General features: G+C 46.5%; 20 protein-coding genes. 7 read left to right on the plus strand and 13 right to left on the minus strand.

The features are described from left to right. Nucleotides 1–18 precede the first annotated feature (18 nt). The 3 genes from H8R94_RS03755 to H8R94_RS03765 all read right to left on the minus strand — a co-directional run bounded on the left by H8R94_RS03755 (nt 19) and on the right by H8R94_RS03765 (nt 3,534). Nucleotides 19–1,701: a lectin like domain-containing protein gene (locus H8R94_RS03755; RefSeq protein WP_186853927.1), complete on the minus strand. Its 1,683-nt coding sequence runs from the start codon at nt 1,699–1,701 to the stop codon at nt 19–21. Beyond that, the gene (locus tag H8R94_RS03760) at nt 1,698–2,852 is read right to left on the minus strand and encodes a THUMP domain-containing class I SAM-dependent RNA methyltransferase (protein WP_118280735.1); all 1,155 of its coding nucleotides are present in this window, start codon (nt 2,850–2,852) and stop codon (nt 1,698–1,700) included. Before H8R94_RS03760 ends, H8R94_RS03755 begins: the two co-directional genes overlap by 4 nt. A 349-nt stretch (nt 2,853–3,201) precedes the next feature. Continuing rightward, on the minus strand, nt 3,202–3,534 hold the full coding sequence (locus H8R94_RS03765) for a hypothetical protein (RefSeq protein ID WP_186853928.1): 333 nt from the start codon (nt 3,532–3,534) through the stop codon (nt 3,202–3,204). Nucleotides 3,535–3,696: 162 nt separating this feature from the next. On the opposite strand from H8R94_RS03765, the gene H8R94_RS03770 reads away from it, so the two are divergent. Further along, nucleotides 3,697–4,833, plus strand: a complete 1,137-nt coding sequence (locus H8R94_RS03770; RefSeq protein WP_186853929.1) for a DUF4422 domain-containing protein — start codon at nt 3,697–3,699, stop codon at nt 4,831–4,833. Here the strand turns inward: H8R94_RS03770 and H8R94_RS03775 are convergent. Beyond that, nucleotides 4,828–5,733 carry an HD domain-containing protein gene (locus H8R94_RS03775; RefSeq protein ID WP_243238439.1) on the minus strand — a complete coding sequence of 302 codons (906 nt, stop codon included), beginning with the start codon at nt 5,731–5,733 and terminating at the stop codon, nt 4,828–4,830. The two genes, H8R94_RS03770 and H8R94_RS03775, sit on opposite strands and share 6 nt — an antisense overlap. Before the next feature lie 42 nt (nt 5,734–5,775). Beyond that, nucleotides 5,776–6,861, minus strand: coding sequence for a flagellin lysine-N-methylase (gene fliB / locus H8R94_RS03780; RefSeq protein ID WP_147403499.1), 1,086 nt, complete (start codon nt 6,859–6,861; stop codon nt 5,776–5,778). Nucleotides 6,862–7,034: 173 nt separating this feature from the next. On the opposite strand from fliB, the gene H8R94_RS03785 reads away from it, so the two are divergent. From H8R94_RS03785 to H8R94_RS03795, 3 genes are read left to right on the plus strand one after another with little or no spacing between them, the layout of a single operon-like run. Next, complete coding sequence (locus tag H8R94_RS03785; RefSeq protein WP_118280731.1) at nt 7,035–7,376, plus strand: PadR family transcriptional regulator; 342 nt, start codon at nt 7,035–7,037, stop codon at nt 7,374–7,376. Nucleotides 7,377–7,378: 2 nt separating this feature from the next. Further along, complete coding sequence (locus H8R94_RS03790) at nt 7,379–8,368, plus strand: permease prefix domain 1-containing protein (protein ID WP_186853930.1); 990 nt, start codon at nt 7,379–7,381, stop codon at nt 8,366–8,368. Nucleotides 8,369–8,379: 11 nt separating this feature from the next. After that, complete coding sequence (locus H8R94_RS03795; protein WP_186853931.1) at nt 8,380–9,171, plus strand: DUF4097 family beta strand repeat-containing protein; 792 nt, start codon at nt 8,380–8,382, stop codon at nt 9,169–9,171. 475 nt (nt 9,172–9,646) lie between these two features. On the opposite strand, the gene H8R94_RS03800 is transcribed toward H8R94_RS03795, so the two are convergent. From H8R94_RS03800 to H8R94_RS03820, 5 genes are all read right to left on the minus strand, one after another. Continuing rightward, nucleotides 9,647–10,192 carry a transcription repressor NadR gene (locus H8R94_RS03800; protein ID WP_118280728.1) on the minus strand — a complete coding sequence of 182 codons (546 nt, stop codon included), beginning with the start codon at nt 10,190–10,192 and terminating at the stop codon, nt 9,647–9,649. 11 nt (nt 10,193–10,203) lie between these two features. Next, nucleotides 10,204–11,064, minus strand: a complete 861-nt coding sequence (nadC, locus tag H8R94_RS03805; protein WP_186853932.1) for a carboxylating nicotinate-nucleotide diphosphorylase — start codon at nt 11,062–11,064, stop codon at nt 10,204–10,206. 26 nt (nt 11,065–11,090) lie between these two features. Continuing rightward, a complete protein-coding gene (locus H8R94_RS03810) occupies nt 11,091–12,380 on the minus strand; it encodes an L-aspartate oxidase (protein ID WP_186853933.1) in 1,290 nt (429 codons plus the stop codon). Between the two features lie 19 nt (nt 12,381–12,399). Further along, on the minus strand, nt 12,400–13,305 hold the full coding sequence (nadA, locus tag H8R94_RS03815; RefSeq protein WP_186853934.1) for a quinolinate synthase NadA: 906 nt from the start codon (nt 13,303–13,305) through the stop codon (nt 12,400–12,402). 104 nt (nt 13,306–13,409) lie between these two features. Next, the gene (locus H8R94_RS03820) at nt 13,410–15,788 is read right to left on the minus strand and encodes a DUF6020 family protein (RefSeq protein WP_186853935.1); all 2,379 of its coding nucleotides are present in this window, start codon (nt 15,786–15,788) and stop codon (nt 13,410–13,412) included. A gap of 75 nt (nt 15,789–15,863) precedes the next feature. Between H8R94_RS03820 and H8R94_RS03825 the strand changes: the two genes are divergently transcribed. Beyond that, on the plus strand, nt 15,864–17,402 hold the full coding sequence (locus H8R94_RS03825; RefSeq protein WP_186853936.1) for a glycosyltransferase family protein: 1,539 nt from the start codon (nt 15,864–15,866) through the stop codon (nt 17,400–17,402). Here H8R94_RS03825 and H8R94_RS03830 read toward each other — a convergent pair. The 3 genes from H8R94_RS03830 to H8R94_RS03840 all read right to left on the minus strand — a co-directional run bounded on the left by H8R94_RS03830 (nt 17,356) and on the right by H8R94_RS03840 (nt 19,779). Beyond that, entirely contained in the window at nt 17,356–18,252 is an 897-nt protein-coding gene (locus H8R94_RS03830) for an RsiV family protein (protein ID WP_186853937.1), read from the minus strand. The genes H8R94_RS03825 and H8R94_RS03830 overlap by 47 nt on opposite strands. A gap of 2 nt (nt 18,253–18,254) precedes the next feature. Then, nucleotides 18,255–18,773 carry an RNA polymerase sigma factor gene (locus H8R94_RS03835; RefSeq protein WP_118281348.1) on the minus strand — a complete coding sequence of 173 codons (519 nt, stop codon included), beginning with the start codon at nt 18,771–18,773 and terminating at the stop codon, nt 18,255–18,257. Nucleotides 18,774–18,894: 121 nt separating this feature from the next. After that, complete coding sequence (locus tag H8R94_RS03840; protein WP_118534489.1) at nt 18,895–19,779, minus strand: MurR/RpiR family transcriptional regulator; 885 nt, start codon at nt 19,777–19,779, stop codon at nt 18,895–18,897. A gap of 145 nt (nt 19,780–19,924) precedes the next feature. On the opposite strand from H8R94_RS03840, the gene nagB reads away from it, so the two are divergent. Further along, a complete protein-coding gene (nagB, locus tag H8R94_RS03845; RefSeq protein WP_186853938.1) occupies nt 19,925–20,650 on the plus strand; it encodes a glucosamine-6-phosphate deaminase in 726 nt (241 codons plus the stop codon). Nucleotides 20,651–20,716: 66 nt separating this feature from the next. After that, nucleotides 20,717–21,874, plus strand: a complete 1,158-nt coding sequence (gene nagA / locus H8R94_RS03850) for an N-acetylglucosamine-6-phosphate deacetylase (RefSeq protein WP_186853939.1) — start codon at nt 20,717–20,719, stop codon at nt 21,872–21,874. The last annotated feature ends 4 nt before the right edge of the window (nt 21,875–21,878 follow it).

Consider the following 21,878-nt stretch of genomic DNA (forward strand, 5'->3'; position numbering starts at 1 on the left):
TATCATCTTTCCCATCGTCTAGTCTTCTTCCACTTTCTTTCCATAGGCTTTGAGACAAAGATTGCCGCCGGCGGTCTCCTCGACACTTTCCCAATCCAGCCCGTTGTTACTGATGTAGCCCTCGCCATCCGAAATATCTGCATGCTGGCTCAGAGCATCTGCCGGATATTCGATCGCCATAGAATGATCCATACCGGGTGTGGATAATACCACAACAATGGCAAATTTATCTCCCTCTTTTACGCTATAAGGTCTGTCAAAAGGAATGGTGTAATACCCCGCATCTTCCAATTCGCCCCGCGCCACTTCCACGCGGCTGGCAAGGGATGCCGTGTTGCGATAATCTGTAACCATATATAACTGATATGACGTATTCTTGCCCAGTGCATAAAAGCCTGCACTTTCGATCTGTTCATCTTCTTTTGCCTCATAAATGTTGGCAGCATGGATCTTGGCCTTATTGTAACCGACCTGTCCGACCCAGCCACACAGATCTGACTGATAAATGGTATCGTAATTGTCCGCATCCTCTATACCAGCATATGAGACCGCCTGATCGCCGATATTGGTATCATAATAGGAAACATAAAACACACCATTTTCGCCAAAGGTCGCGCCCCAACTGTTCTGACAGATAAAGGCTCCGTCCCCCGCCACTTTTCCCGGGAAATTGGACGCACTGTAATGGTCGTCCCAGCCAATGATCACAACATCATGATTTGGCTTTTCCGCCCCGGTATAGCAGTAGGCATTCTTTTTTCTATTATAATAGGAAGACTTACTTAAATTTGTCGTGGATAGGCTGGCATAAATGGATGTCGATACACCGCCATGCTGATAGACCGCCCATTTGATATCGTCGATGTCATCACTATCGTAAAAATGGACTTCCTGCACATGTTTATCCACGGTCTTTTCCCCTGTCTGCTCCGGTCCCATCCAGGATACCAGATAAGATACCGCCATGGTATAGTTGCCGCCCAGAGACGTATCTACCTGATATGCATTGTCCGAGGTCATAGAGTCTGCATCAAAGGAAAACTTTTCTTCCGGCAAAAGAGAGGATTCCAAGGCCGAAAGTGCTGCCTGCGCCCAGCAGGTCGAAGTGTCGCCCTGGTTGCGCACAGCGGACACACGATCTTTCTCCCGCAGATCATAGGATGCCGGAAGGCTTCCTTTTTGCAGATCACCCGAGATCGTCGCCTGATAATTGGTCTCATCATAACTATAGGTACAGCCAAACTCACGGCACAGATCCTGCAAAGAAAGATATGCCTGCTTCTCATGCAACTCCGGCATGACATCCAAAGTGATCGCCTTGTCATCCCGCTTGGCATCCAGACTGTTGATATAAAAGGTATAAGAGCGGTCACCATAATCTAAGAGGATCTTTTTGTCCTCATAAAGAGAGGCACTGCATCCAAAAAAGTCCTCCACAAAGGGAAGCGATGCCATGACCTGCATATGGTCACCCATGATGATACCGTCAGCCACACCGTAAGTGTCCTCGCCCACCGTCAAGTGCAGATTGCCCTCCTCATTGATGCTGCGCGCCTTGAGCGGATAAAAGACCTCGTCCTGCAACTTGGCGCCACGAAAGGCTGTCACATCCGCATATTCATCATTCCAAGTATTGAGTTTTGCCAGAAAGGTCACTAGAAGTATGACCGTAAGTACTATATATCTCTTGGAATATCTCATACCCTATCCTTCTTCTTCGGCGGTTTCGGACCCATAAACTGATAGAAATAGGTCCGGATCATTCCATTGTATAACTTGCGATTCTTGTCCGCCTTGCGTCCGATATAACGCTCTGCCTCCTCATAGGATGTAATCAGATACATTGACCATGCATCCAAATCACGATAGACCTGTCCGATCGTCGTATAGAGTGCCGGAAGATCCTTCTTGTCCTCCAGGCGTTCTCCATACGGCGGATTGGTAATGATAAAGCCGTATTTTTTGCTGTGCTTTAAGTCTGCCACATCACGTTGCTGAAAATGGATCAGATGATCTACGCCTGCCTGCTTGGCATTGGCTCTCGCAATACGGATCATATCCGGGTCAATATCGTAGCCCTGCAAATCACAGGAAATATCCGTATCTACCATCTCCTCGGCTTCTTCTACCACATCATACCACATCTGCTTTGGTATCAAATGTGTCCATGCTTCTGCCGTAAAGGACCGGTTCATGCCCGGTGCTATATTTGCCGCCATCATGGCTGCCTCAATCAAAAAAGTGCCACTGCCGCAAAAAGGATCTACCAGGATGCGGTCTGCCCGCCACGGGGTCAGCATGATAAGAGCCGCGGCCAGTGTCTCAGAGATCGGTGCCTTGCTTGTCCATGTCCGGTAGCCCCTCTTGTGCAAAGGATCGCCGGTCGTATCCAGTGCCACCGTTACTTCATCTTTTAATAGGAAGATTCGCACCGGAAAAGAAGCGCCGTCCTCTTTGAACCAATCCGTATGATAGGTCATCTTCAAACGGTCTACCATTGCCTTTTTGCAAATGGACTGGATATCCGATGCACTGAAAAGTTTGCTTTTTACAGAAGAAGCCTTTTTGACCCAGAACTTTCCATCCTGTGGAATCCAGTCTTCCCATGGCAAAGCCTTCATGTTTTCATATAATTCATCAAAGGTCGTGGCACGAAATCTGCCGATCTGTACCATGACGCGCTCTGCGGTGCGCAGAAAGATATTACTCCTGCAAATGGTCTCCAGATCCCCTTCAAAGGTCACTCTGCCATCCTCCACCTTTGTAATATCATATCCGAGATCGTAGATCTCTCTTTTTAAAACTGCCTCCATGCCAAAATGACAAGGTGCCACCAGTTGTATTGTCTCCATAAAACAAACCTTTCTCTAGCCATAATCATAGATAATTACATATTATCTTTTGTAAAAAAATGTGTCAATGAATATCCCTATAGAAAAGTTTATAAAAATTTTATTATTTTTTTATTGCAATCCGAAAAAGGACGTTATATAATTAGCCATGTAAGAGGAAGTTTCCTTTTACACCCCTTATTAATTATTTATACTCCCCTCAAAAAAGACCGATTTATCGGTCTTTTTTATTTTTTTCATCTTTTGTCGACAGCGTCAAAGAAACTGTTTTGTAATCATCAGTTTCCGTAAAAAAGACGATCCACGCATAGCGGATCGTCCTATCCCTGTCTCTATTCTATTTGCTCATCTATGCATAAACATCAATCTGTGATCCCAGCATACCATAAGAAGATCCCACGCTGTCCTGTCCATAAAAAGTCGTCACACCCTCAAAGGCGGATGCGATCGCATTGTAAGCCTGCTCTACCTCCTGCGCAGAAGATATGCCCGACAGGCTCTTTCCGCCGGTCTGTGCATTCGGATACTGTACCGGATCAACGGCTCCGATCCCCTGCAGACTCTGTGTCTTGGATGCTTCATATGCCGCCGAAGTCTGTGACTCATTGGAAAGTGCATAAGACTGCGGACGGATCTGTAAATATGATGTTGTCGCTCCCATGCGACCAATGGATAATGCCATAATGCTCTCCTATTTATAGTGGTAATGCGGTTCAACAAACAAATCCATCTATAATTATAACAAAATTTTTCCATAAAGCAAGTATTCGTTTGCTTTTCTTTTTGTTCTTCCTGTACTATAGTAGTCTTTAGTAAAGTTTCATTTTTAAAGAGGTAGTTTTTGATGAAGATCCAAATTTTTGCCATGACCCACAAGACCTTTGATACCCCGCCGGACCCGCTCTATGTTTCCCTGCAGGTCGGACATGCCACGCATGAAGATCTGGGCTATCTTGCCGATGATACCGGGGATAATATTTCTGCTAAGAACTGCTATTATAGCGAACTGACCGGTCTTTACTGGGTCTGGAAAAATGTAAAAGATCTGGATTATGTCGGTGTCTGCCATTACCGGCGTTATCTTTTAAATGATGCCGGCAGTATTTTTACCCGGGCACAACTGGCTCCACTCCTCAAAGATTATGACATGATAACCTCCAAATGCCTGACCCTGAATTTTTCTTATGCTTATGGTTTTGGAGAAAATCACACACCGGAGGATCTTGCGGCAGCCGGTCAGGTCATTGCCAAACTCTATCCTGATTTTTATCCTCTCTATGCCAAACGCTTGCAGGAAAACCATACTTATTTTGGCAATATGATGATCTGCTCCAAGCCTCTCTTTGATGAATACTGTGCCTTTCTCTTTCCGATTTTTGAAGCCATGCATCCACTGCTTGCCCTGGATACCTATGATGATTACCACAAGAGACTCTATGGTTTTATCTCCGAGTTTCTCCTTATGGTCTGGTGCGAGTATCGTCACCTGCGCGTCAAAGAATGTAAAGTCGGTCTGATCGGCGAAAAAAAAGAAACCAAAGAGACTGTCCAGAAACTCTTTACCTATTTTAGGAAAGAGGACATTGCCGGTGCCAAAGCCTATTTCTTATCCGTAAAAGAAAAGCGACCGGATATTCTCATGGAAGCCTCGGATATCGACGGTCGCCTGCATCTTTGCCTGCAGATCATTTCTACCTGTGAATTTGAACTGGCATCCTGCCAAAAGATCCAAATAGACCTGCATCAGCCGGAGGATGTTCTTTTGGCTGCGTTTACAAAGTTGAATCATATTTCCACTGAATTATCTTTTAGCAAAGGACAGTTTCCAGCCATGACAAAAACTGATAGGGACTTCTTAAAGACCTTTAGCCCGGATGCCATCGCCATCAGCCTCCGCCTCTACTGCCCGGATGATGCCCACCGTAAAGACTGCTGCAAATATCTGAGTCAAAAACTCGACTGCACCATTCCCTGCCTATAGATCCCTTGTCATTTCCTCATCCAGATCATGAAAGACAATATCTAAAATACTGATGTATTCCTGATAGCAGGGCGTGTCTGCCAGCTCTTTTACCACATCTGCGACCGCGTGATAATACCAGTACTGTTCTTTTTCGTCTTTCATATTAAACTTCTGCCAGATAGCGCGCCCATCCCGTTTAAAATCACGCAGACTCGCCCGCATATTGGATAACTTGTCCGCCAGCATGATACATTTGACCGATCGGCTGGCATCCTTTGTCTTTTCCAACTGCTCCTGCTTGCGGATCTTCCAGGTCTCACTCTTGGGTCTGTCCTCGCGCTTATTCTCCGATTCATGTGCCACATAAAAAGCGATCTTCTGTCCAAATTCTGCCTCGATCTCCTCGATCGTGATCGGTGTATCCTCCACGACATCGTGCAGTGCCGCCGCCGCGATCACTTCATTGTCATTTGTCATGGATGCCACCAGCATCATGGTCTCCATAGGATGTGCGATGTAGGGCACCAGACTGCCCTTACGCACGGCGCCCTTATGTGCCTCGGCTGCATACTGGATTGCCCGCTCTATAACAGAAAAGGGTCTGGCTGTCTCATCCTGGGGCAGATAGTCCGGGAACTCCCCCATGATCCCCGCTAAGATCAAGCCCGCCGTCCGCATCTCCTGTTCTTCCGGCAGACGTTTTTCCTCTTGCATCTCCTCCATGTCATAGTACCAGCACTCCGGTTCCTCCTCCATATTGCCGAACTGAGAAAATCCGCCAAAAAGCGGACAGGAAGTACAATAACAATACGCCCCCACCATGACAGTCTGCAAGGCACGGCAATAATACTGTCCGTCACTCCCCCGTTCTGCCACATGGCTCGTCAAAACATAATGCAGATTTGAATTTTTTTCCATGGTATCGCCTTTCTTTTTTCGCATCCTCTACCACACATACATCTATACTAAAATTTGCCCATCCATCATTTCTTCCATACATTCCAGATTTTCTTCGGAGTGTTCCAATTCCCTGGAATAGCGGTAAGCGATCTCTGCCATATCTTTTATCGTTATGGTCTTGTCCTGTTCCAGCCATTTTGCCAGCCACAATTCACGGATCAGATAGGCATTGACGACTGCCTCCTGCGCCAGCGCATAGACATACTCATCATAAACGGCTCCGCAAAAATAGGCAAAAATGAAATAAACGACGATCTGCTCCATCTTGACAAAAAGATCCGGCTGGCTGGTCTCAAATTCCTGCTGCAGATGCGTATAGGTCTCTTGATCGGTCTCATATAAAAGATGCTCTGCCGCCAGCAAACGTTCCCGCCACATATAGGAAAGCGGCTCCAGGGCATAGAGATTGCGGAACAGAACATGCATATCTTCTAAGGAAGCAAAGGCTCTCACACCCTCTTTAGCATCCTCTGCCGCCTTGGCGTCCAAAAGACAGGCTTCCCATCTGCCCTCATCCAAGGCTTCCTGCATGGCATTTACCTTTCTAAGCATGGTGTGACAACGAATGGCAAAAGGAATCCGACGATCCTGCATAATGGCGATCATAGACTCGCGCATTACAACTAATTTTTCATATAAAATTCCATGAAATTCTTCATAAGGCTCCTCTATCTCATCATCTTCCCAAGTCTCCCAGGAAAGCGGCTGAGTGGTCGCTAAAAGCTGCTCCGCCACTGCCGGACAGGAAATAGCAAGCGAATATTCCCTGACATTTTCAAATTCCTCGGTATGTCTGGGATAGGATGTGCAGGTCAGACAAAGGCTGTCCTCGCCCAAGTGACAATACATATCACACAGACCGTCCTGGCGCAAGAAGGCACAGCGTGCGTCCGCATCCTGTCTGAATACTTTTTCCTCCCAATCGATCCGTGCGCGCAAGGTCTCCCCATAAGCACTTGTCTCCTTTTGATAGCCCTCTAAAGCCTCATCATCGATCTCGATCAACCAGCCTGCACAACAGGTTTGGGGGCAATCTCCGGCAATACATCGAAAACTGTCGTACCCTCTGACTTTTCGTCTCAGCATTTTCTTTTCCGTCCTTTTTTGATATAGATTTATTCTACAATTCTTTTTCCCTATTGACAATCCCAAGGAAATGTCATATATTGTTACTACGACAGACGTAGCAATGTCAGTCGTAGCATTGACTGTCGTAGTAACAGACATTTGACAGATAAATGGAAGGAGCGATCTATGATATGACAAGGATCAGCAGCGATGTCATTCGAGGCTACAACGATACCATGATCCTGTATCTGCTCTGGGATCAGCCATCCTATGGCTATGAGATCTCCAAACAGATCAAGGCGATGAGCGATGAGAAATACTGCATCAAGGAAACGACGCTCTACTCCGCATTTACCCGTATGGAGAAGAACGGTTACATCACTTCCTTTGACGGCAACAACCCGGACACCGGGAAACGCCGCACCTACTATCGCATCACCGATGCCGGCAGGGCATACTATCATGAAAAATGTGCCGAATGGCAATTAACCAAAGAAGTCGTAGAAAAATTTATCAAAAAACAAGGAGAATAGTTATGGACGCTATTAAAAATTATTTAGAGACAATGTTTTTAAATCTTCCAAACACCCCCGAAGTGCAAAAAGCCAAATACGAACTCGGACAGATGATGGAAGACAAATACCGGGAACTCATTGCCGATGGCAAGACAGAGAACGAAGCCATCGGAACCGTGATCGCCGAGTTTGGCAATCTGGATGAACTGGCAGAGGATCTTGGCATTGACAGTGTATTACACCACAGCCAGACCTTTGAAGCAGGGCGCATGGTATCTCTTACTGAAGTAAAAGAATACCTGAAAGCATCTTCCCGCCATGCCTTTCTGATTGCACTTGGCGTACTCTTGTGTATCCTGAGCCCGGTCTCTACGATCGTTATGAGCAGCATCGGAGAACTCACCGAAAGAGAAACGTTCATGGAGGCTCTTGGTGTGATCGGCATGTTTCTTTTCATAGCCATTGCAGTAGCACTTTTTGTTACTTCCGGCATTACCATGAACCGTTGGGAATTTATGAAACATCAGCACTGTTCTTTAGATTTTGCTACCACGGAATATGTGCATGACAGACGCAATATGTATCGCACCACACATGCCGTTCTCTTAAGTGTCGGCATCATCTTCTGCGTTTTGTGCGCTGTACCTGCCATTATCATGGATGCTTTGCCACTGCCTGACTTTATCGATGATATTTCCGGTGCTGCGGTACTCATCATCATAGCCATCGGTGTATTTATGATCGTTTTGACATCCATCAAGATGGATGGTTTTAACACCCTTTTAAAACTCAACGATAGTCGTTCCATGGGCGGACAGTATGTAGATTATCAAAAGCAGGAAAATTACAGCAATAAAACGGTTGCCGCCATCATGTCTGTTTACTGGCCTACCATTTCCGCAGCCTATCTGATCTGGTCTTTTTTAAGTTTTGACTGGTATATGACCTGGATCATCTGGCCGCTGGCAGCCATCGTTCACAAATGTATAAAGAATATCTGGTCTGACTAAGGAGGTTACTTATGAAAAAAAGAACATGGTATTTAACCCTATTAACCATTATCACTGTTATCTGTATTGCAATCGGACTACTCGTTCATGTAGTGCTTCCGGCTGGCAACTGGCTGTCTGACATGAGTGATGATCTGGATGATGTGAATGACTCCGAGTCTTTTCTATCCGGAAGTACAGTATACGAAGAAGTGGCGGCTTTTTCAAACATCCATCTGGAAATGGAAGTATCTGATATTAGCATCGCTTATGGCGACACCTATGCGATTTCTTATAAGACCAACAAAGAAAATCTGCTGCCACAGTATGAGGTAAAAAATGAAACACTTTATATCAGCCAAAAGACAAAGAAAGTACATGGGCTGACCAACAATGCCGATTGTACTTGTAAGATCACGGTTCCTAAGGATGCCGTTCTAAAACTGATCGACGGAACGATTGATGTCGGCGACTTTACTATGGAAAGATTAGGCACCGATACCCTGAATATTTCCTCCAGCGTTGGAGATATTGATATTTCAGACAATCTTTTTACCACCATCACTCTCCAGTCCGATGTTGGCGATATTTCACTGGAAAATGTCACTTTCCAGACAGCAGCACTTAGTTCCGATGTCGGCGATATTGATGTTGAGACTCCGTCACCGCTGGATTCCTACAAGATGGATCTGTCTTGTGATATAGGCGAGATTGAGATCAATGATCGTTCTTTCCGGAGCCACTACAAGCAGGATGCTGCAGCAGCAAACGCACAGACCCTGACCGTCACAAGTGACACGGGCGATATCTCGATCGAATACTAAGACTTAGAGCGTTCCTTTGTGGGGCGCTCTTTTTTGTTGGGGCGCAAGTGAGAAAGCACTGGGGGCGGGCAGGCGCAGGCACTAAGAAAAAAGTCGCGCAATTCTACGTCTCTATAAAGAGGCATTTGTTTTATTTTATGAAAACTGTCTTTGCAAGGTTAGACAGTCTCCCAGGATGCTGTTCGTCTGTGGCAGATATGAATGCAAAACGCATTAGAGGTGCTTAGGACTTGCAAATAACTAGGCAACTCTTATAAGTGACGCCCCTGAATATCTGCCACAGACGGACACATCCGCTCGACTGTCGAAGCCGTGCAAGAGACAGTTTCGTTACAAACAAATTGGCTCTTTAAGAGACGTAACGAATTGGCTCCTAATATTTTTCTTAGTGCCTGCGCCTGCCCGCCCCCAGTGCTTTCTCACTTACGCCCATAAAAAAATCCGCAGACACAAAATGTATCTGCGGATTTTATCTCTAGGATTCTTCCCAAAAGTTCACCGGTTCATATTCCTGCAATTTCGCCAAAAATCCTTTTTCTCCCAAGAGTTCCTGAATCCGGTCTAGGACCGCCTCATCCCGCGCATAAACTGTATGATAATGATAGCCCGATGTCACATTCATCAACTGGCTGGATTTGCCACTTTTGAGTTCTGCAATATACTGCTCGATATCATAGCGGGAATGGATATTCAGTTCTCCACGGATCACACCATAGGTCTTGTGATAGACAAAGACATCCTTGACCCAGCCTCCCAGATCAATGATGGTCTGTAGTTCCTCTGCCGTCTCCTCCTCTGTATGGATGACCTTGAAGACACGCAGGGTCTCCTGATTCTTGTCGATGACATAGCCCCTGTTGGTCGAATGAATACAGATGTCCTTAGCACGGAGCAATGCCACATCCTGCACAATGACCTGCCGGCTCACATCAAGCATCTTTGCCAGTTTGACACCGGAGATAGGCGTATCGCTCGATTGCAAAATATGAATGATCTGATTTCTACGTTCTTCTCCACTCAACTTTTCTTACCTCACGCTCCGATCGGATGCAGATTTTTCAAGGAAATATCCATGATCGGTGCCGAATGTGTCAGCGCACCGCTGGAAACATAATCCACACCCAGACCGGATAATTTTGCCAGATTTTCCTCGGTCATATTGCCGCTGACTTCGACCTCTGCCTTTCCGTCAATGATCGCCATTGCCTGTGCCATGGTATCATGATCCATATTATCTAACATGATAATGTCCGCGCCAGCCTCAACTGCCTCTTTTACCATGGCAAGATCTTCGACTTCCACCTCGATCTTGCGGACAAACGGCGCATATTCCTTGGCGCGCGCAATGGCTTCCTTCACGCCGCCTGCTGCACCAATATGATTATCCTTTAAAAGAACCCCATCTGTCAAATTATAACGGTGGTTATTTCCCCCACCCACACGAACCGCATATTTTTCAAAAATACGGTTGTTTGGCGTTGTCTTTCTGGTATCCAAAAGTTTGATGCCGGTACCTTCCAGCATGCCTGTGATCTGATGGGTATAAGTCGCGATACCGCTCATGCGCTGCAAATAATTGAGTGCCGTACGTTCTCCGCACAAAAGCACACGGATATCCCCAGTCACCTTTGCCATATGATCCCCGGCTTTTACCGCGTCCCCGTCTTTTGCAAAAAGTTCGATCTTTGTCTTTGGATCCAGCATCTCAAACACACGGCTGAAGATCTGTAAACCACAGATGATTCCATCCTGTTTGCAGATCAGATCCACCTCTCCAAGTTTTGCCTCCGGCATCACACTGTTGGTGCTGACATCCTCACTCGTGATGTCCTCCTGTAATGCGCTTCTGATATATGGGTCTACATTTAATGTCATTGTTACCTGATCAAACATAATCTCTCTCCTCTAAAAAATATCTCTTATGAACTTGCCTTGACTGCCTGCTGCACCATTGACTGATATTCTTCTTCCAAAGCCTCCCGATCCTCATAGGTCGAAAGGTCAATCGCATCCATGATCCTGCGCCCGGCATCTTCATCCCTTTTGCCCGGGTTTTCCGTCATATCCAATGCTGCCCTTTTTGCAAAGACCAGACTCTCCAAAAGGGAATTGCTGGCAAGACGGTTTTTGCCATGCACACCATTGCAGGCAGTCTCACCTACGGCATACAGATGTTCCATACTTGTCTTGCTTTCATGGTTGACCTTGATGCCCCCCATAAAATAATGCTGTGCCGGCACGACCGGAATACATTCCTTATGCACATCATAGCCCATCTGCCGACAATGCTCAATAATATTTGGAAAATGGGAATCCAGTTCCTCTGCCGGGATCTCCCGCAGGTCTTCCCAGACATAGTCCGTACCATCTTTTTCCATCTGCTTGCGGATCTCCTGGGTCAAAAGATCCCGCGGCAAAAGTTCATTGACAAAACGGTTGCCATATTTGTCATATAATTTTGCACCTTCCCCACGCACAGACTCAGAGATCAAAAAACTCCTCTGTTCCTTTTCTGTGGAATAAAAAGTCGTCGGATGGATCTGCACATAGGTGATGTCCTTGAGTTCCACCCCATGCTTGATCGCCATGGCTATGCCGTCACCTGTCAGGTGTCTGAAATTGGTCGAATGGCGATAGACACCGCCGACACCGCCGGTCGCGAGCACGACTTCTTCTGCACTGACTTTTTCAAGAGTTCCGTCTGCCATACAAAGGATGCCGCCATAGCAAACATTATCTGCGCTGACAATATCTACAAGTGTGGTATATTCCATGATCTTGATATTCTCACGTTTTCTCGCCTCTGCCAAAAGGTGACTCGTGATCTCTTTTCCGGTCACATCCTCATGGAAGACGATACGTTTGGCACTGTGCGCGCCCTCTCTGGTATAAAGCAGGTTGCCATCCGCATCCTTTTTAAAATCTGCGCCCCAGCCGATCAGATCCTTTAAAACATCCTGCGATGACCGAATCATGATCTCTACGGATTTGCGGTCGTTTTCATAATGTCCGGCAGCCAGCGTATCTTCAAAGTAAGCATCATAATCATCTTCCCTTGTAAGCACGCACATGCCGCCCTGGGCCAGATAGGAATCATTACTCTGGGCATCGGACTTGGTCACGATCAGTATTTCCTTATCTTTGGACAAATTAAGTGCAAGATAAAGACCGGAGCAGCCGCATCCTGCAACTAAAATATCTGTTTTCATTTTCTTACATCTCCAAACATTACTGGCCTAATTCCAGCATTTTTTGTAAAGACTTCATGGATTTTTCTGCCAGATTCTTTTCTACAAAGACCTCGTTGGTATCATGTGCCAAAACATCTAAAACCTTTTCCAAAGTCACCTTTTTCATATTGACGCAGACCTGCTGATCCTTGACCGTGTAAAGTTTCTTGCCCGGTGCCTGCTTTTTGATCTCAGCAAAAACGCCATCCACGGTACCGATGATGAACTCGTCGTGGTTAGTATTTACAACGTAGTCAATGATACCCGAGGTACTTCCTATATAATCTGCCTGCACCAAAACGTCCTTGGTACACTCCGGGTGGGCTGCAAAAAGGGCATTTGGATGTGCCGCTTTCGCCTCCTTTACCTTGTCCGCTGTAATAGCGACATGGCGTGGACAGCAACCCGCATTTAAAATAATATTCTTTTCCGGCACCTGTTCTGCCACATACGATCCCAGATTACGGTCCGGGATAAAGAAAATGTTTTCATTTGGCAGTTTGCGCACAATCTTCACTGCATTGGATGAAGTCACGCAGACATCTGCCATGGTCTTTAATTCCGCAGTCGAATTGATGTAGCATACAACAGCCACATCTTCATACTGGGCTTTGACCTTTTCGATTTCCTCCCCGGTCGCCATATGTGCCATCGGACAGTCTGCTGTCGCATCCGGCATAAAAACACACTTGTCCGGATTTAAGATCTTGGCACTCTCTCCCATAAACTCAACACCACAAAAGATGATGCGGTCAGCATCCGTCTTTGTTGCCACCTTGCTCAAATAAAAAGAATCGCCGATGTAATCTGCAATATCCTGCACTTCCTCGTCCACATAATAATGCGCTAAGATAACCGCATTCTTTTCTTCCTTTAATCTGATGATATCCTCTACGATTGACATAAATTGCTCCTTTGTACTTCTTAATACTTTTAGGAGTATACCACAGTGCTTGTCAGGTGACAAGACACATGTTTTTACATGTGTGGCATAAAAAGACCGAACCACTACTCCGCAGTCCGGTCAAATAAAATTGCTGCCAAAAACGGCAGGCATCCATATAATATGTAAACATAGCGTACTTCCCCATTCAGCGGTACCGCGACAAAAAGTGTCCAGGCCACCGTCAGTGGCAGTACATAAAGATTTCCCCTCTCACGCTTTTTTCGTAACTGCATCAGCAAAAAGGCAACACAGCACCACCATGCACTTGACGGATGCAAGAAATATTTCATGATCGTATTCTCCTGCATAAAAAGCAGATAGGCATTGACTGCCCGATTGACCTTTGGCAACAGGATCATATTTTTTACCCCGAGACCATTTTCATAAGTGACATGATGATAGTCAGAATAGCCACGCCAGCCCCAATAACCATTTGTCATTTTGACCCATGCCTGAAAATAGATATCCGGATAGCGAAGGCCTAAAGACACCCACAATTTCAGATAATCTGACTTATGCTCTTTCAAATAAGCATCCCTGCCCCAAAATTGGATCTGTCCCTTGATCTCATCTGCACGCCATGGATTGTAATTGTCATGGATAAACTGTGAAAAGGTCTGCCCCGTCATATGGGAGACCTCCGGGCACAATGCATCCACCGCCTGCCTTTCCTCTTTTGATAACTCCTTATCTTCTGCGATCACACGCGCGATCTGCTGGATGGGAATGGAAAATTTTTCAGATTCATAGCCCGGATTGATCTCCGGGAATAGTCTTAGTCCAGCCACTAAGACCACAGAGATTGCCACCACACATCCCATGACCGCCAGCCGGATGCTCTCGCCATCCTTTTTGTGCCCCAGCAAAAAGATAAAGAACAAAATCCCAATGGCAACCAACCCATTGCTCCGCAAGAGGGCTAGCCCCAGACCGCCGATCAGCATGTGCCAGACATCTGCTCGTTTCGATCCTGCAAAATGCGCACAGGACAAACGATAAAATGACACAACAAAGATGACACCGCAACAGGTAAAGAGCGTATCTTTATTGACATAAGCAGCAAAGAAAAGATGATAGGGAAAAACGAGGAAATAGCCCAGAATAATCCCCAGATATCTTTGCCTGATCCCGATCTGCTGCAAGGTCTTTAAAAGATAGGACACCATATAGGAAAAAACAAGAACTTGCATGACGGTAAAGAAGAATACCCCCAACGTCAGGTCTCCGCCCAATATTTCTGCCAGTTTTGCGCCCAGTGTCAGCCAGAGTGTGTGATAGATCGGATGGTGGTTGCTGTACTGCCCGGTCACAACCTGGGTCAGTTGATTGATGGAATCATACTGCAGGCCTCCCGGGAAACGGCAAAAGAGCAGATAATTCATCTGAAGCAAAAAGACTGCCAGAAAAGCCAACCGGCTCCACCAGACCTCCTGCTGTATCTCCTTCTTTTTCTTCCATAGTATAAGGAAAAAACTAAAACAAACCTCCAGCACAAGGCGAAGCAGGCATCGAACTACTCCCATAGGAAAAAGAGATCCATAATACAGATAAGGCAGATAGCCCAGATAATGTATGGACAAAAGCAGCATGCTGTATCTGCCACAAGTCGCCAGAAAACCATCCGCGCGCACATACTTTTCTAACTTTCGGCACAAAAGTATAAGGCTAAGACTGCCACAGGCAGCCATGGCAAGCCCAAGAAAAGTAATACCATAGTCTCTTTGTGCCATGTCAAAGGCGAGCACGGCGGATTTTTCCTGTAAAAGAAATGCCAAAAACCAGAAGATACCTGCACCGATTAGAGCTTTATCCCCTGTCGCAATCTTCTTTTTTCCTTCCTGCTCCCACTGTGGCAATCTTTCTCTTAGCCAGATACCGATGTCCACAAAGCCCATCCCGGCAAGTCCCAGATCCAGCGCCAGAGGCAGTGGCAGATGCAATATAAGAACCAGTGCCCATGCAAGAAGAACCAAACTTTCCCATTTCTTCGGCATCAGCAGATGGAGGGCATCCAAAAGCAGCCGGGCAAAGAAAAGAGCCGGCAAAAACCAGAGCAGACCGATCGCTGCAACTTCTTTTCCAAAGACCATGACATCCGATCCACTCGCCAGCAAAAGACTTGCCAGCCGATTCAGGGCAAAGTCTTTTGTGTATGCCGCGTCAAACTGCCCTTCCACAAGATAAGTCCATAAAGTCATGACCATAAACAGAACAAGTGCCGGTAAGAGCAGGCGTTTTGCCGATTTTTTGGCAGCCTCTCTCCACTCCAGCCAGTTGTTTGACAAAACCATGGTCATACCGCTGCATACAAAAAAAAGAGGCATATGGAAAGAATAGATCAGATCCTTTTGCCAGCCCAAAGATATAGTATGCCCCACGATCATAAGCAGGATACCGATTCCCTTTGCCATATCCAGATAGGTCATGCGATTTTTCTTCATCCCGTCCCCCTGTATGTCTTACTTATGATATAATGATAGCATATTTTCGTTAAGTTTTGTTGTTTGGAGAATATTATGCAAAAATATAAGTTTTTCGATATAGTCTTTTTTATTATGATGGCATTTATCTTTACTGCCCTCATTTTTTTCCAGAGAACTGTGGAACTTCCTTACTTAAAGGAAAACGCCCCGATCGCCTGCTACCTCTTGCCCTGTCTCCCGCTCCTGTATCTGTGGCGGCGTTTTATGGTAAAAAGCTGCGCAAGCGCCAACTTAGGGCATCTGCGCCTTGCCTGTCTGCTCGCCCTCCTTTTACAGGTCTTTATCGCCTATCATATCTGGTTTTATGTAGGCTTTGATGTCGGGATCGTGCGTATCAGCGCCCAGTATTTTGTGCAGGGACAAGTCTACCCTTATGCCCCGACTTACTTTGCCACCAATCCCAACAATACCTGCATTTATTTTATTACGGTGCTTTTCCTGCAAATAGGAAAGTCTTTCTCTGTAGGCGGCTATTATCTTTTGATCCTCTTTGGCATCCTCTGCAGCAATATCTCCCTCTATCTGACCTGCCGCTGCGTCCTGCTTCTGACAGACTCCCGCGCGGTCGTCAGTGGTACTTTTCTTCTGGGTTTGCTGCTCTTTGGGCTGTCCCCTTGGATCTTTGTCCCTTACAGCGACATTTTATCCCTGCCTTTGCCGATCCTGACCTTTTACCTCTACCTGCAAATGAAGCGAAAAGATACTATGCCACTTTGGATAAAAACCTCTCTGATCTGCCTGCCTGCGATCTTTGGACGCCTGCTCAAACCGACCAATCTCATCATCCTGATCGCACTGGCTATCCTTTTTGCCTTGGACCTTGTACGCGGGCAATTTCAGTATGGTCTGAAAAAAGCAATCGTGATGCTTTGCACCTTTGCCGCTCTTTTTGCCCTTTCCGCGCTTGCTTCCAAAGGCATGACATCCTATCTGGCTATAGCACCGGATAAGAGCGTGGAAAAATCTTTCGCTCACTATGCCATGATGGGACTGAACGAAAAGACCATCGGCAATTACAGCCAAACCGACGATGGGCTCTCGACATCCATCTACGATTACGATGCAAAAAAAGATGCCAATCTGACCCTGCTCAAGAAACGTTTGCAGGATATGGGCTTCTCCGGTTATCTCTATCATGTCCTGCGAAAGACTGTCTGTAATTTTTCCAACGGAACCTTTGGCTGGGGCAAAGAGGGCGCAGATTTTGATGAATATATCCCACAAAGATCGGACGGGATTTCCCGGTTGTTAGAAAATTTCTACTATATGAAAAATACCGATGCCGACTATGTCATCGGCACCGGTGGAAAATATTTCACTTATTATGTGCAGTTGGCGCAGATCGTCTGGATCTGCACCTTACTGCTTTGTTTCTATCATGCTTTTCTCTTGTTGAAGCGTCCTTCCACATCAGAGGAATGTCTGATCCATCTGGCACTTCTCGGCATCTTTGCCATGGTCACACTTTTTGAGACAAATGCCAGATATCTGATCTCCTATCTGCCATTCTTCGTCCTGTGTGCCACTACTTCAAAATATCAGAAACCACTTTGTGTGGGATTTCAAAACTAGGACAGCCCATAGACATCGGTCCGACATCGCCTTCGTTAAAGCAGATCACAATGTTGCCCTTGTCATTTAGATAAAAGGATTGGTCAGCAGCGATCGCATCAAAGTTCGACTCTGCCACTTCCGGGTCGTCGATCCAATACATCACATTCTCATCCGCTTTCATCTGTGCCCGCATCTGCTTTTTGATATTCTTGCTGATCGGTGTCACATAGTCTGCACCATCCTTGAAAAGGTCTGCTAAAGCAAGACGCTGTCCGGTCGCAAGATCGATCGTATAGTAATAATCTTCTTCCGAGCCGCTGCCTGCCGCCTGATAACACATGAGTTTCAAGGTAAAGTAATCATCAGTCGTGCTGATCACTTCATGTTTGATCGTAATATCCTGATAGCCCTGATTTCTCATATTGTTCTCAAACTCTGTGATATAGCGTTCGCTGATCGCTGCGATCTCCGCATTGACTTCTGTTACAGACTGCGCCACATTAGCATTGTCCGTATCCCCTGCCACGAGTTTTGGCTCATCGACATCCGCCACGTTCTTGCCATCATCATACTGATAATCACGGAAAGTAACGGCGCTCACCAGATTTCCCAAGACCGGCACCTGCTCCATTGCCTGCGCCACGCTTGCCGATGTATTTGGCAAAGCCACAAATACCAGGGCTACTGCCGCTGCCGTCGCCCCTATTTTTAAGATGCGGTTTCCTCTTTTTCCCATCTCTATGATCTTTTTCCCTTGCGTTTCCTGTTTTGCCTGCTGCATCCTTTTTTTCATCTGCTCCACTTGATCTTCGCTCATATGAACGGATGCATAATCTTCTTTATATGCTTTCAAATCTTTTTGTTCCATGCTTATTCCTCCCATATCCAGTCATTCTCCATCTGTATACGCATCTTCTTGATGCCCCGATACAGACGGCTCTTGATCGTACTCACTTTTTCATCCATAATGTCTGCTATCTCACTGATCTTATACTCCTCAAAATAGCGCAGCAGGATCACGGTTCTATCCTTGTCCTCCAAGGCATCCAGCGCCTTCCAGAGATCCATGTCCTGATAACGATCCTCCGTCCATGGCTCCGTCACGACTTCCTCCGTACTCACCGTCTTTTGCTTTTTCCGGCAAAAACTAAATACCTCATTGAGCATCAGGCGATAAAGCCAGGTCTTAACGTATTCCGGCTTTTCTAAGGTCCTGCACTTTTTGATCGCCTGATAGGCTCCCTCCTGCACAATATCTCCCGCATCTTCGGGATTTTTTACATAAGCGTAAGCCAGCCGATAGTAAGAATCATAGTTTGCAAGCAGTGCTTCCTCGACAATTTCCTGTTTGTCATCTTCTGTTTTCTTTGTGCGAAAAAAGGACTGCATGTTTTCACCTCCATCATCTGTTTTTGTTTCGAAACTATATATTAGACGCCACAGAAGCAAAAAAAGTTTCAAATCCAAGAAATTTTCTCTCAAAGCCGAAACTTTTATCCTCCTGCTTATCTTAGTAGGTCTCGCGCACGACTGTCTCAATCGCCCGCTCACTGTTCTTTTGACATTCTTCGCGGTTTCTCTCATAAAACCTCTGATATAAAAGGTCGATCAGATATAGTTGCGCCGTTTTTGCCGCCATAGAGCCTCGCTCTAAAGGTGCCTCACGCATACCGGTCAAAAGGATGGCATCCGCATAAGCCGTCAGCGGCGACTTGGTGTAATGCGTAACTGCTGCCACTTTTGCTCCCGCCTCATGGGCTAATCTCGCCACCTGTACCGCATCCTTGCTGGCACCGGAATAAGAAAAAATAAACATGACGTCGCGCTCTGTCATCATGGTTGCCGCGATCGCCTGCAAGTGGGGATCCTCCACACAGACAACCTTTGGCATGACACGGGCGAACCTGCTGTGCGCCTCTCGTGCCATCAAAAGACTGTCGCTGACGCCAAAAAAGTGGATCCTGTCCGCCTGCTCAAACATCTGCACGATGGAAAGCAGAGTTTTCTCATCCACCAGCAGCATGGTCTCATGCAGAGCCTTCCGGTGAGCAAGGAAAACCTTCTGTGCCCAGTCCGTCTGTCCGGCTGCCGCCTCCGGCTCCGGCCTATGTTCTACCCCCGTCCTATCGTCTGCATGGGCTTCTAAGATCGCTCCGACCCGCGCCTGACTGATTGAAACCTGCACCTTAAAATCCTGATAGCCCTGCGCGCCCAATTTGCGGCAAAAACGTGTCACACTGGCTTCCCCCACCCCACAGGCAAGCGCCAGATCCGTGATCGACATATATATGATCTCGTCCTGATGGGACAGGCAATAATCTGCCAGTTGTCTTTCTTTCTTGGTAAATTGATTTCCCATGGACTGTATTTTTAATAGGATATTCTGCTGTTCCATCCGCCGTCTTTCCTTTTCATTTTTGAAAATGATTTTCAAAAATAATTGTATTATGAAAATAATTGTGATATTATACCTTTGAAATGAAAATAATTTTCATTTACATGATAACAAAGAAGAAATCAAAAGGCAAGGAGTGGATATTATGCTATTATACAAAGTAAAGGATTTTAAGGAACTGAGCCGTAAGGCTGCCAACATCATTTCCGCACAGGTCATTTTAAAGCCGACCTCCGTGCTGGGACTTGCAACCGGATCTACCCCGGTAGGCACTTACAAGCAGTTGATCGAGTGGTACGAAAAGGGAGATATTGATTTTTCACAGGTCACCACCATCAACCTGGATGAATACAAGGGGCTCGGTGCCGCTGATGTCCAGAGTTATCGCTATTTTATGAATGATAATCTCTTTAACCATGTCAACGTCAACAAAGACCGCACCTTTGTACCAAACGGTCTTACCGAGGATCCAGAGGAAGCCTGCAAGGCATATGATGATCTGATCGCTGCCTGCGGCGGCATCGACCTGCAACTGCTCGGTATCGGTGGCAATGGTCATATCGGTTTCAACGAGCCGACTGACTCTTATATCAAGGCAACCCATGTGGTAACCCTTTCCGAAAATACCAGAAGTGCCAATGCCCGCTTCTTTGCCTCTATGGAAGAAGTTCCGACACATGCCATTACCATGGGGATCGGCGGTATCATGGAAGCCAAAAAGATCCTCCTGCTTGCCAGTGGTAAGGCAAAGGCACAGGCGATCTACGATGCCCTCTACGGACCGATCACGCCACAGGTTCCGGCTTCCATCCTGCAACTCCACCCGGATGTGATCGTAGTTGCCGACGAAGAAGCCCTGTCCCTCCTTTAGGGACGTTCCTTTTGCCACAAGGAGTGTCCCTTTTGGCACAAGACTTTAAGAAAGAAGATGCACATTATGATCATTAAAAATGGACTGGTCTTTACCCAAGACAAAAGATTTGAAAAAAAAGATATTTATATAGAGGACGGCAGATTTGTCTCGCCGAATGCCTACACGGAAGATAAGGCAGATGTCATCGATGCTGAAGGGCAATTTGTTCTTCCCGGACTGATCGACATCCATAGCCACGGCGCAGTCGGTTGTGATTTTTCGGATGGCGATAAGGGTGGTGTCAAAAAGATTTTAGCCTATGAGAGAGCACACGGCATCACGACCTACTGCCCAACCTCCATGACACTGCCGCAGGAGACTCTGGAAACCGCTTACGCCAGTCTGGATGATCCATCCTTTTTCCATCTGGCAAACGTCAGAACAGATCAACCTGCTTCCGGTCAGAATCCGGTGGAATCCGGTTATGCCCGTATCGCCGGTATCAATATGGAAGGACCATTTTTGGATGAGGCAAAAAAAGGTGCTCATCAGGCATGCTATCTGCGTCCGGCAAGTGCAGCATTTTTTGATGCCTGTCAAAAGGCTGCATCGGGTGCCATCCGTCTGGTAACGGTCGCCCCAAACATCGCCGACAATATCGACTTTATCCGAGACTATCACGAGAAAGTAACGATTTCCCTCGGCCATACTTCCTGCGACTGTGCTACCGCAGAAAAAGCGATTACTGCCGGGGCTGACCATCTGACACATCTATTCAACGCCATGCCTTCTCTTCTTCACAGAGAACCGGGACTGATCGGTGCCGCCATGGATGCTGAAAATATCTATGCCGAACTCATTGCCGATGGCATCCATGTCCACGGCACCATGATCCGCAACGCCTTTCGCATGTTTCCTGACCATATCTGTCTCATCAGTGATTCCATCCGTGGCACGGGACTTTCGGATGGTTCTTATGAACTGGGCGGTCAGATCTTCCATGTCAAAGGCAAACTTGCCACATTGGATGACGGTACCATCGCCGGCTCCGTGACCAACCTCTATGACAGTATGTGTCATGCCATCGAGATCGGCGTTCCTATGGAAGAAGCCATTGCTGCTGCCACCATACATCCGGCAAAAAGCCTTGGCATCTACGGCCAAGTCGGCTCCATTACGCCGGGCAAATATGCTGACATCTTACTCGTAAATAAAAAAATGGAACTACAGCGCGTACTGTAGTTCC

This window comes from Roseburia lenta (assembly GCF_014287435.1).
GTDB classification, from domain to species: domain Bacteria; phylum Bacillota; class Clostridia; order Lachnospirales; family Lachnospiraceae; genus Pararoseburia; species Pararoseburia lenta.